The sequence below is a fragment of the Nocardia sp. NPDC049220 genome, assembly GCF_040647855.1.
Lineage (GTDB): Bacteria > Actinomycetota > Actinomycetes > Mycobacteriales > Mycobacteriaceae > Nocardia.
In genome coordinates, this window is sequence record NZ_JBEZDA010000014.1 from 28845 (window position 1) to 40677 (window position 11833).

Here is an 11833-nt window from a genome sequence, read left to right on the forward strand (position 1 = left end):
TTCAGCATTCGCGTGTTGTATCGTCCAATCGCACCTGTACCAGTGATATCTCGACTCACTCCGAAGTTTTTCACGCCGAAGCGAGCCAGGAGACAACCATGGGCTATCGAATGACGGTGAGCGCGCTAGTTGCCCTCGGCACCTGCCTCGCCCTGGCGACGCCGGTAGCGAGTGCCACACCCTGCCAGGTTGCCATGCCGCAACGCACCGCGATGTCCGTGCGAACCATCCTCGGCATCGGATGGGGCAGCGCGAACGAACACGAGCCGCGCTCGAGCCTGTCGCTGGCCAAACTTTTCCTGGCCGACTACGCGTTGCGCCGCGGCGACGGCTCGGCGGACGATCGGGGCCTCGCCGAGCGCATGATCCGCTACTCGGACGACGGCGCGGCGAGCCTGATGGCGGCGAAATACCCGCAGGCCGTGGGCGCCATCGCTGGCGAATACGGCCTTACCGCGACCCGCGCCGGAGACGACTGGGGCGCGGGGACGACGAGCGCCGCGGATGTATCCGACTTCCTCGTGGCCAAGTTGCGCACCGATCCCGAGTCGCCGATCTTCGAGTGGATGGCCGCCGCTGGCTCGACTGCCCTCGACGGCACCGAACAGGACTGGGGCACCGCACGATTTCCTCTGGTACTCGGCACCAAGTGGGGTTGGTCGGATTCCGGCGAACCCGAGGTGGCGTCAGCGTCCTACGGTCCCGGTTTCGCGGTGACCGCGCACACGCACGGCACCGCCGCCGAGCAGACCGCCGATGTCCTCGCCGCCCTCCCTGCGATGACTGCCGGGCTGATCTCCTGCCGCTGATCCAGCACACGCGGCGAGTCGGCCGAATCCCGCGGTCGCCGGCTTGCCGGATCCATTACCGCACCCGGAACGACACCACCACGTGGTCGCGAGCAAACTGCCGGATCGCCGCGTCGTCGCCGAGCGGGATCACGGTCTGCGGTGTCAGCGCGAGCGAAAGCGCTGTGCGGGCGATCATTTCGGCCAGCGGTTCCGGATCGTAGTCCGGCAGTTTGCCTTCCTGCTGCAACCGCGTGATGAACTCGGCGAGATAGTCACGGCCGAGTTCGATGACCGGGGCGCCCTCCGTGGTCAGATACGGCAGCACCAGTTCGGGCTCGGTGGCCAACAACCGGTGGATCAGCCGGTTGTCGCGCAAGCCGGTGATGAACGCGGCGAACAGCTCGACGATCTGTTCCTCCGCGCTCGCGTCCCGGTCGACTTGCCGTTGCAACGCGGCGTCGACCTGCTCGATGAACTCGCGGGTCTGCCGCAGCCCGACGGCCTTGATCAGGTCGGATTTGCTCGCGAAGCGCCGGTACAGTGTGGCCAGCGACAACCCGCAGCGCCGCGCGACCTCCACCATGCTGGTGCGCTTGATACCGAAATCCAGGAATGCCAGCAACGCGGCGTCGAGCACCCGCGTCTGATTGCCGTCCTCCGGCGCCGCGCCGCGCACCAGCGGTAGCAGTCTGGTCAACCTGGCCATACCTCTACTCTTCCGCATCGGCGAAACGATGATATTGCAAGCATTGCATACCGTCAGGGCGGTTGACACACCCTCGAGGCGATGAGAATGCTTGTCAACATCTTCTCATCATCCGTCCCACCAGGTGTGGACGGATGACCCTGAGACGAGGTGGATAGTAAGCGCTGCGCTGCGCGCTCCCGCCGGGCATGCGCCGGATCCGAGCGCGAGCCGCACCGTGGTTCACGATGTCACGCACCAAGGCGATGTAACCACTTGGCGTTAACCTCGGAATATGCGCTTCTGGTTGGTCGATTCCTTCACCGATACCCCCTTCGCCGGCAACCCGGCAGGAGTCGTACTGCTGAATACCCCGGCAGATGACACCTGGATGCAGGCGGTAGCGTCCGAGTTCAAGCACTCGGAAACCGCGTTCGTACACGGGGACCGGCTCCGCTGGTTCACTCCGGCCAGGGAAGTCGACCTGTGCGGGCACGCCACGCTGGCCGCCGCGCACGTACTGGGCGGCGATCATGTGTTCCGGACTCGCAGCGGCCCACTGACCTGCCGGGCCGACAATGGCTGGGTACACATGGATTTCCCGGCCGATCCACCCGAACCGTCCACCGTGGATGTCGCGCAGGCCCTGCCCGGCGTGACGGTGGAATTCGTCGGCCGCGGTGTATCCGATGTGATCGTGGCGGTGAACGATGCCGCCGAAGCCCGGGCGGTGCAACCAGATCTGAGCATTGTGTCCAATTGGGACGCCCGCGGCCTGATCATCACAGCACCCGGCGACAGGCCCGGCATCGACATGGTGAGCCGAACCTTCTATCCCGCGTACGGCGTACCGGAGGACCCGGTCACAGGCTCCGCACATTGCACGTTGGCCCCCTATTGGGCCGATCGGCTCGGCCGTCCAGAACTCGTTGGCGAACAGGCCTCGCAGCGTAGCGGCATCGTGCGCATGCATCTGCGTGGCGACCGGGTGGGCCTGGCCGGACAGGCGGTGACGGTGGCGTCCGGCGAGCTAGCTGCCGAACCCGCCCGATAGCACTCGAAGCGCCGAGTCCGATCGGCGTAAGGTACTCAGCCGGCGACACCGCAGGGATTCGCGGCCGCGGACGACCTTTCCGCCGAACTTCTTGCGGAACCGAAACACGTGGAGCGTGCTTGTCGTAGTAGCGGACCCTGCCGTCGATGGCCGGGTAGCACTGCACCACGTGACCAGCGCCGATTCGATCGGATGCTGCGGGTTGTCGCCGCGATACACACGTGATTACCCAAATCGGCACGAATGTTCCCGTTGAACGCGTATCTTTTCGATCTGCACAGACGTCAGCGTCTGGGAAGACCACTGGTGTAGAAAGTTCGGATACGTGGCACCAGAGGGTAGGTGGGCAGGGCATCCGCCCTGCCCACTTCCAGTCCGCCCACTCGCGTCAGTCCGGAATAGCTCGGCCTCGCCACCCAGCGCCCGCCGGATTCTCCAATTCGCCACCGGCCTCCGGTGCGCTGCCGCGCATTACGTCGCCATGTGCGGGTAGTGGTGCCGCACCGGCGGAACGAAGGTCTCCTTGATCGTGCGTGGCGCGACCCAGCGCAGCAGGTTCAGCGGCGAGCCCGCCTTGTCGTCGGTGCCGGAGGCACGGGCGCCACCGAACGGCTGCTGACCCACCACCGCACCGGTCGGCTTGTCGTTGATGTAGAAATTGCCCGCCGCGAATCGTAGTGCGGCGTCGGCCTGTTGGATCGCATGCCGGTCCTGTGCGAACACCGCGCCGGTCAGCGCGTAGCGTGCCGCCGACTCGACCTCGGCGAGGATCGCGCTGTACGAGCCGGGCTCGGCGTCGTCGTAGACGTACACCGCGAGGATCGGACCGAAGTATTCGGTGGCGAACGATTCGTCGTGCGGAGTGTCCACCAGCAGCACGGTGGGCCGGACGAACCAGCCTTCGCTGTCATCGCAGGTGCCGCCGACCGGAATCGTGATACCCGCGTCCCGTGCCCGCCGGATGGCAGCGGCGCTCTTGTCGAACGCGCGCCGATCGATCAGCGCCCCACCGAAATTGGTTAGATCAGCGATGTCGCCATAGGTCAGCTGGTCGGTATGGTGCAGGAAGTCGTCACCGATCTCGCGCCACACCGACCGGGCGATATAGGCGCGCGACGCCGCCGAGCACTTCTGGCCCTGGTACTCGTAAGCACCGCGAATCAAGGCGGTGCGCAACGCGTCGGGATCGGCGGACGAATGCGCGACGATGAAGTCCTTGCCTCCAGTCTCCCCGACCAGGCGCGGATAGCCGTGGTAGCGGTCGATATTCGCGCCCACCTCCCGCCAGAGGTGCTGGAATGTCCTGGTGGAACCGGTGAAGTGGATGCCAGCCAGTCGGGGATCGGCAAGCGCCACCTCCGACAGTTGCACGCCGTCGCCAGTCACCATGTTGATCACGCCCGGCGGCAGACCTGCGGCTTCCAGCACCCGCAGGGTGTAAAACGCCGCCAATGTCTGTGTGGGCGACGGCTTCCACACCACCGTGTTGCCCATCAGCACGGGCGCTGTCGGTAGGTTTCCCGCGATCGCGGTGAAGTTGAACGGCGTAATCGCGTAGACGAAACCCTCGAGTGGCCGATAGTCCATGCGATTCCACACCCCGGCACCCGACTGCGGCTGTTGCTCCAGGATCCCGCGCGCGAAGGCGACGTTGAACCGCCAGAAATCGACCAGCTCGCAGGGGGCGTCGATCTCGGCCTGCTGAATCGATTTGGACTGCCCGAGCATGGTGGCCGCGGCGACGGTCTCCCGCCACGGCCCGGCGAGCAGGTCGGCCGCACGCAACAGAACCGCCGCGCGCTGCTCGAACGGCATGGCCCGCCATCCGGGGGCGGCCGCCAGCGCGGCATCGATCGCTCCGTCGGCTTCGGAGTGTGTGGTGTCGGTGTAGGTTCCCAGCACATGCCGGTACCGATGCGGCGTGACGATGTCGTGACGTTCGCCGATCCCCGGCCGATGTTTTCCGCCGATCACCAGCGGCACATCGACCGGCTCCGCGGACAGCTCGGCAAGTTTGCCAAGCAATAGCTCGCGTTCGCGACTACCCGGCGCGTAGGAGTGCACCGGCTCGTTCCCGGGCGTGGGGACAACCGTGACAGCGTCCATACCTCAGGCTAACTCCACCAGTGCGGCGCGCCCGGGTGCCGACACACCGAGATCGCGCCGGACCAGCACGAACGAGCTGATTAGCGCCGAGCGCCCAGGGCGGAGCGGCGGTCGCTCAGCGTGCGGCGAGCCGTTCGACGGCCGCGGCGATTCGCTCGTCGGTCGCGGTCAGCGCGATCCGCACGTGCTGGCTTGCGACAGGTCCGTAGAAATCACCTGGTGCGGCGAGGATGCCGCGATCAGCCAGCCAATCCAGGGTGGCCCGGCATGGCTCGCCGCGGGTGGACCATAGATACAGGCCCGCCTCCGAGTGGTCGATCCGGAAACCGGCTCCCACCAGTGCCTTTCGCAGAATTTCGCGCCGTGCCCGGTACCGCTCGCGCTGCCGTGCCTCGTGCGCGTCGTCGCTGAGCGCGGCGGTCATCGCCGCCTGGATCGGGAACGGCACCATCATGCCCGTGTGCTTGCGCACCTCGAGCAACTCGGCGACCAGGGCGCGATCGCCTGCGACGAAACCGGCACGGTAGCTGGCCATATTGGAGGTCTTGGATAGCGAGTGCATCACGAGCAGATTGGTATGGTCGCCGTCGCACACCTCCGGGTCGAGCAGCGAGACCGCTCGGCCCTCCCACACCAGACCCAGGTAGCACTCATCGGACGCGACGATCACATCGCGCTCGCGGGCGTAGGCCACCACCTTGCGCAGGTGGTCGACGCCGAGCACCCGACCGGTCGGGTTGGACGGGGAGTTCACGAAGATCAGCGCGGGCGTTTGTGGCCCGAGTCGAGTCAGGCCGTCGGCGCGCACCACCTGCGCGCCCGCCAGTAGCGCACCGACCTCGTAGGTGGGATAGGCGACCTCGGGGATAACCACCAGATCACTCGAGCCCAAGCCGAGTTGCCTGGGCAGTGCCGCGATAAGCTCCTTGGTCCCGATCGCGGGCAACACCGCCGCCGGATCGAGGCCGGTGATCCCGTAGCGCCGCTTCAGCGCGTCGACCGCGGCAGCGCGGAGCTCGGGGGTACCGTGCGTGGTCGGGTATCCGGGTACCTCGGCGACCGAACTCAATGCCGTCCGGATCAGCGGATCAACAGGGTCGACGGGGGTACCCACGGAAAGATCGACGATTCCGCCGGGATGAGCCACCGCCTTCGCTTTGGCCGAAGCGATGGTATCCCAGGGAAAATCGGGCAGCAGGCCGCTGACCCGGCCACGCGGTAACACGGCAGATCTCACTCACTCGCCATCGGGGGCAGTTCCTTGATGAACGGAGGGTCGTTGTCGACCTTGCCGACCTTCGAGGCGCCGCCGGGCGAGCCCAGCTCGTCGAAGAAGTCGACGTTGGCGTTCACATATCCGGTCCACTGATCCGGGGTGTCGTCTTCGTAGAAGATCGCCTCCACCGGACATACCGGCTCACATGCACCACAGTCCACGCACTCGTCGGGATGGATGTACAGCATGCGACCGCCCTCGTAGATGCAGTCCACGGGGCATTCCTCGATGCACGCCTTGTCCTTCACGTCAACGCACGGTTCAGCGATGATGTACGGCACTGCCGCTCTCCTAGTCTGTCCTCGCCTGCGGGATGGTCCGCCGGCGAAACCCTATCCCGGCGCACCACGTTACTACCGGTCGGCCTGCCCTAACTTCAGATGGTCCACACAGCACTGACCGGGCGAATCCGACTCCGTCGACCGGCACGCTCTGTGTCGGCCACGTTGTGCGACGTTGTTCCGGGATCGGTCCTCGACGACCAACGGACCACGCCGGATCCGCACCCGAACCACCGCCCGGAAAAGCGGTGGTGATGTGCACTATCCCACGGTCAACGGCAATGCCGACATCTTATGCTTCGGCACACCGTAAACGGTGGTGCGTTCACGGGCCGGGCGCCCGATGCCCGAGGCGATGTCGACCAACTCGGCGACGGTTTTGGCGGAGCCGTGCTGCGACCCGGCCATCCGGGAGATCGTCTCCTCCATCAGAGTGCCGCCCAGGTCGTTGGCGCCGCTGGTGAGCATGACCCTGGTTCCGGTGGTGCCGAGCTTCACCCAGCTGGTCTGGATGTTGTGGATCCGGCCGTGCAACATGATCCGCGCCAGCGCATGCGCGGCCTGATTGTCCCGGTTCGTCGGCCCGGGACGCGCGGCGCCGGCCAGATACAGCGGGGCACTCTGGTGCACGAACGGCAGGAGCACGAACTCGGTGAAACCGCCTGTCTCGTCCTGGATTCCGCGCAGCACGCGCAGGTGTCCGACCCAATGCTTCGGGTTGTCCACATGGCCGTACATCATCGTCGAGCTGGACCGGATGCCCACCTGGTGCGCGGTGGTGATCACCTCGACCCAGGCCGAGGTGGGCAGTTTGCCCTTGGTGAGCACCCAGCGCACCTCGTCGTCCAGGATCTCCGCGGCTGTTCCGGGAATGGTGTCCAGGCCGGCCTCCCGCAGCGCGATAAGCCAGTCGCGGATGCTGGCACCGCCACGCGAGGCGCCGTTCACGATCTCCATCGGACTGAACGCGTGCACGTGCATCGACGGCACTCGCCGCTTGACCGCGCGCACCAGGTCCGCGTATCCGGTGACCGGCAGGTCGGGGTCGATGCCTCCCTGCATGCACACCTCGGTGGCGCCGTCGACGTGCGCCTCCCACGCCCGGTCGGCAACCTGGTCCATGCTCAGCGTGAACGCATCGGCGTCACCCTTGCGCTGGGCGAAAGCGCAGAACCGGCAGCCGGTGTAGCAGATATTGGTGAAGTTGATGTTCCGGTTCACCACGTAGGTGACGTCGTCACCGACAGTGTCGCGACGCAGTTGATCAGCCAGCGCCGCCACCGCGTCGAGTTCGGGACCCTCGGCCGTCGCCAATGCGAGGTATTCGGCGTCGGTCAGGCCCGCTGGGTCCCGTTCGGCCGCGCGTAGTGCGGCGAGGACGTCGGCGTCCAGGCGCTGCGGCGCTGCGACCGCGAGATCGCGGGCCTGCTCGCGAATCGTGTCCCAGTCGCCGAAAGCGCCGACGAGGTCGGTAGTCGAGGGACGAGTTCCGGTCTCGGCGCCGTCCCGCAGGCTGCCACCGCGCTGATCGTTTCCACCGCCGAGCGCGGAGTCGCTGCGGCTGTCGGTGTTGCGGCCCTCGGTGTCGATGGCGGTGTGGAGATCGACCCGGCCCGTCGATTCCCAGGACTCGTCCGGCTCCTGCCAGGGCAACCCGACCGGCGTCGCCTCCGGGTCCGCGAGTCCGGTGGCCGGATCGGTGAGCGCCGCGACGTGCGCGCCGATGCGCGGATCGACCCACGGATTGCCCGCACGCACGTACTTCGGATGCGCCGAGGTCCGCTCGACCAGCTGATACCCGGCTGCCTCGGTGATCTCGCGCAGCGCGTCCAGGTTCGGCCACGGTCGTTCCGGGTTCACGTGATCCACCGTGACCGGCGACACACCACCCCAGTCGTCGATGCCCGCGTCGATCAGCGCGCGACACTCGGAGTGCGAAACCAAGTTCGGCGGGGCCTGCACCGGCACGTCGGGACCCAGCAGGATACGGGTGACGGCGATGGTGGCTGAGAACTCCGCGATTCCCGCGTCCGGGACATCTCGCATCGCGGTGTCGTCCTTGGCGCGGAAGTTCTGGATGATGACTTCCTGGATATGCCCGAAAGCCTTGTGCTGCTTGCGGATCGCCATGATCGAATCGGCCCGCTCCGCCATCGTCTCGCCGATACCGACCAGGATTCCGGTGGTGTAGGGCACCGACAGGCGGCCCGCGTCGGTAATGGCGCGCAGCCGGACCGCGGGATCCTTGTCCGGGCTGCCGTAGTGGCAATTGCCTTTCTCGGTGAACAGTCGAGTGGCCGTGGTCTCCAGCATCATGCCCATCGACTGAGCCACCGGCTTGAGCCGGGAGATCTCCTCCCACGACATCACGCCGGGGTTCAGGTGCGGCAGTAGACCGGTCTCCTCCAGCACCATGATCGACACGGCGCGCAGGTAGTCCAGCGTGGAGTCGTATCCGCGCTCGTCCAGCCACTGCGCGGCCTCCGGCCAGCGGTCCTCCGGCCGGTCACCGAGCGTGAACAGCGCCTCCTTGCACCCGAGCGCGGCGCCGCGGCGTGCGATGTCGAGCACCTCGTCGGGCTCGAGGAACATGCCCTTGCCCTCGGCGCGCAGCTTGCCCGGCACGGTGACGAAGGTGCAGTAGTGACACTTGTCGCGGCACAGGCGAGTCAATGGGATGAAGACGTTGCGCGAATAGCTGATCGTCTTCGGACGACCCGCCGACGCCAGCCCGGCATCGCGCACCCGCGCGGCGCTGTGACACAAGTCGACCAGGTCGTCGCCGGTCGCGTGCAACAGCACCGCGGCCTCGTCGACGTTCAATGTGACACCGTCACGGGCTCGTCGCAGCGCACGACGCATGGCCGACGGGCTCGGTGGTGCGAACGGGACGCTCGGGTTCGGTAGGTCGGTCACGCCCTCGATCATGCGCTACACATCCGGAACTGTCTCCCTCCAGTGCTTGTGAGTGCGGCGAAGCGGACGAGCCACCAGGAATGTCGGCTTCGCTCACCACGGAGCCCGATCTGGACGTGAGGCACCGCTGAGCGTTCACAACTGTGCGGCGCCCGAGGCTATTCCGAGATGTCGCGGATTCCGTCGGCGTTGTGGTCGGCGCCGGGCGTGTAGGAGGCGACCGTGGCTGTGATGATCAGCGCCCCGACCGTTCCCGCTCGGCGCAACCGCGGCGCAGCACGCGATGTGGGGTGATCGGTTCCATGATCGACCCTGACGGCCGGGCCGAAGCTCAGCCGTCCGCGCTGGTAGTCGAAATCGGCGGCGTCCCGGAAGCGGCGGATGAACTCCTGACGCCTGCCCGGGCTCGAAGGTAAATCCGCTGCCGCACAACGGAAAGTCATCGTCGACAACGCGGCGCACCGTTCTCGCCGAGGCACCGTCGGCCCGGCCGTGCCGCTTCCCGAGCGGTGGACTGGTAAGGACGGCATCCGCCACGTGGACGTGCGACCATGACATCATGTCGCAGCCGCGCATGATCATGGCCGATCCGGCCTGGCGCCCCAGCCCGAAAGCCAGGCTCCTGTGGACCGTGCAGGCGGCGCTGGCCTGGACGATTCCGTTCGCGGCACAGATCGTCTGGGCAGTGGTGGATGCGACTGGGCGCGGGTGGCAACTCGGAGTGTTGCTGGTGACGCTGGCGGCCGCGGCGGTGACCATCGGCATCGTCCCATGGTGGCGGTACGCGGTGCACCGCTGGGAGGTCACCGACGAGGCGGTGTACACCCGGGTCGGGTGGCTCAGCCAGCAATACCGAGTCGCGCCGATCTCCCGGGTGCAGACCGTCGACACCGAACGCGGCCCGCTGGAGCGCCTGCTCGGACTGGCGACGGTCACTGTGACCACCGCCTCCTCGGCGGGCGCCGTCCGGATCAGCGCCCTCGATCTCGCGGTGGCCGAGGTCACCGTGACGCGGCTGACCAGGATCGCCGCTCAGCACCGCGGGGACGCGACGTGAGGCCGCCACCCACCCCACCGATAGACCAGCCGTGGCAGCGGCTGGCCAAGCGGATGCTGCTGGTCCATCCGATCACCGAGGTGGTGCGGTACATCCCCGTGCTGATCGGCTCGGTGATCCTGGGCACCAGCAGCGGCAACCCGGTGTGGAGCATCATCCCGCTGACGCTGATCGTCGGGTTCGCGCTCACCCGGTGGTTCACCACGACCTACCGGGTGGGACCCACCCACATCGAACTGCGCACCGGGTTGGTGCGGCGCAAGACGCTGTCGGTGCCGCGATCGCGGATCCGTTCGGTGGACATCGAGGCGGATCTGCTGCATCGGATCCTCGGGCTCGCGGTGCTGGCGATCGGGACCGGACAACAGGCGGATTCGGGTGAGCGGTTCAAGCTCGACGCCTTGGACACAGGCGTGGTACCGCCCTTGCGGACCGCCCTGCTCGCGCACACCGCGGGGGCAGCAGAACAGGAGGACAGACGAACTGTTCTGCCAGCAGAGACATCCGACGGTTTCGCGGCGGCACGAACCCAGGCCCACGAGATCGGGCACTGGAAGGCCGCGTGGGTCCGATACGCACCACTGTCGTTGACCGGGTTCGCGATCATCGCGCCGATCGTCGGCGTCGCGTTCCAGTACGGACTGGGCGAAGCGCTGTTTCGGTCGGACGCGGTGCACGACGTGGAGAACACCAGCGCACTCGTGTTGGCGCTCGCCACGGCTGCGCTGGTGCTGACGATCGTCGTCGTGGTCGGCGCCGCGTCCTGCGCGCACTATCTGACCACCTATTTCGGGCTGCGCGTCACCGACAACGGCAAAACCATGCGGCTGCGCCACGGCCTGTTCACCACCCGGCAGATCACCCTCGACCTGGCCAGGTTACGCGGCGCGACGGTCAAAGAGCCGCTGCTGCTGCGGCTGGCGGGCGCCGCCGAACTCGAGGCGATCATGACCGGCGAAAAACCGCGCCAGAAGATCCTGCCCCAGGCCCCGCGTGCCGCCATCGAGCACACCCTGAGCCATCTGCTCACACCGAACGAACTGCGGGACGATGACATTCCAACACCACCGGACAGATCCGTCGGTTGCACGGGACAACTCGACGCGCCTGAAACCAGAGATTTCCCGGTACAGCCGGGCGCCGCGAGGGGTTCCGGCCCGGCATCGAACGGGTCGACGCACCCGGCGCCCGGCAACACACCACTGATCTCGCACGGCCCCGCGGCTCGGCGCCGCAGATATGTCCGCGCCCTCCTCCCCGTCGTCCTCGCCGCGGCCGTCCTGGTTTCCTTTTTCCTCGCAGGACAACAGTATTCGCCGTGGTTGTGGCTGATTCCCACCGTGTCCCTTCCGGCCGCACTCGCACTGGCGGAGGACCGGTACCGCGGCCTGGGCCACGCCGTGCTGCCCGCGACCGCGACCACGCCCACCTGGCTGGTCACCCGCTCCGGATCGCTGGACCGGGACCGGGACTGCCTGAAGGCGCCCGGCGTGATCGGCTGGACCGTGCGACAGACCCTATTCCAGCGGCGCGCGGGCATCGCCACGGTGGTCGCGGCGACAGCCGCGGGCAAGAAGTACTACTCGGTGATCGACATCCCGATCGAGAAGGCCTGGCAGCTCATCGAGGCGGTGACGCCGGGACAGCTCGGCACGCGCTGACGCCGC

Annotated in this window: 10 protein-coding genes; 4 read left to right on the top strand and 6 right to left on the bottom strand. The window is 67.1% G+C overall.

From position 1 onward, the window contains the following. The first annotated feature begins 98 nt into the window (after positions 1-98). Complete coding sequence (locus tag AB0C34_RS24675) at positions 99-809, top strand: hypothetical protein (protein WP_357077383.1); 711 nt, start codon at positions 99-101, stop codon at positions 807-809. Positions 810-864: 55 nt separating this feature from the next. Here AB0C34_RS24675 and AB0C34_RS24680 read toward each other — a convergent pair whose 3' ends face one another. Continuing rightward, entirely contained in the window at positions 865-1497 is a 633-nt protein-coding gene (locus AB0C34_RS24680) for a TetR/AcrR family transcriptional regulator (RefSeq protein WP_357077639.1), read from the bottom strand. Between the two features lie 274 nt (positions 1498-1771). On the opposite strand from AB0C34_RS24680, the gene AB0C34_RS24685 reads away from it, so the two are divergent. Beyond that, positions 1772-2530 carry a PhzF family phenazine biosynthesis protein gene (locus AB0C34_RS24685; protein ID WP_357077386.1) on the top strand — a complete coding sequence of 253 codons (759 nt, stop codon included), beginning with the start codon at positions 1772-1774 and terminating at the stop codon, positions 2528-2530. Positions 2531-3001: 471 nt separating this feature from the next. Here the strand turns inward: AB0C34_RS24685 and pruA are convergent, their stop codons facing one another. The 5 genes from pruA to AB0C34_RS24710 form a co-directional block, all read right to left on the bottom strand. Continuing rightward, positions 3002-4636, bottom strand: coding sequence for an L-glutamate gamma-semialdehyde dehydrogenase (gene pruA, locus AB0C34_RS24690; RefSeq protein WP_357077389.1), 1635 nt, complete (start codon positions 4634-4636; stop codon positions 3002-3004). A gap of 115 nt (positions 4637-4751) precedes the next feature. Next, positions 4752-5873 (bottom strand): succinyldiaminopimelate transaminase, encoded by a 1122-nt coding sequence (gene dapC, locus AB0C34_RS24695; protein WP_357077391.1) that lies wholly within the window; start codon positions 5871-5873, stop codon positions 4752-4754. After that, positions 5870-6193, bottom strand: a complete 324-nt coding sequence (fdxA, locus tag AB0C34_RS24700; RefSeq protein ID WP_357077394.1) for a ferredoxin — start codon at positions 6191-6193, stop codon at positions 5870-5872. Before fdxA ends, dapC begins: the two co-directional genes overlap by 4 nt. Positions 6194-6454: 261 nt before the next feature. Next, on the bottom strand, positions 6455-9121 hold the full coding sequence (gene cofH / locus AB0C34_RS24705; RefSeq protein ID WP_357077397.1) for a 5-amino-6-(D-ribitylamino)uracil--L-tyrosine 4-hydroxyphenyl transferase CofH: 2667 nt from the start codon (positions 9119-9121) through the stop codon (positions 6455-6457). 146 nt (positions 9122-9267) lie between these two features. Continuing rightward, on the bottom strand, positions 9268-9561 hold the full coding sequence (locus AB0C34_RS24710) for a hypothetical protein (protein ID WP_357077400.1): 294 nt from the start codon (positions 9559-9561) through the stop codon (positions 9268-9270). 107 nt (positions 9562-9668) lie between these two features. Between AB0C34_RS24710 and AB0C34_RS24715 the strand changes: the two genes are divergently transcribed. Next, positions 9669-10166 carry a PH domain-containing protein gene (locus AB0C34_RS24715; RefSeq protein WP_357077403.1) on the top strand — a complete coding sequence of 166 codons (498 nt, stop codon included), beginning with the start codon at positions 9669-9671 and terminating at the stop codon, positions 10164-10166. 53 nt (positions 10167-10219) lie between these two features. Further along, the gene (locus AB0C34_RS24720; protein WP_357077642.1) at positions 10220-11827 is read left to right on the top strand and encodes a PH domain-containing protein; all 1608 of its coding nucleotides are present in this window, start codon (positions 10220-10222) and stop codon (positions 11825-11827) included. The last annotated feature ends 6 nt before the right edge of the window (positions 11828-11833 follow it).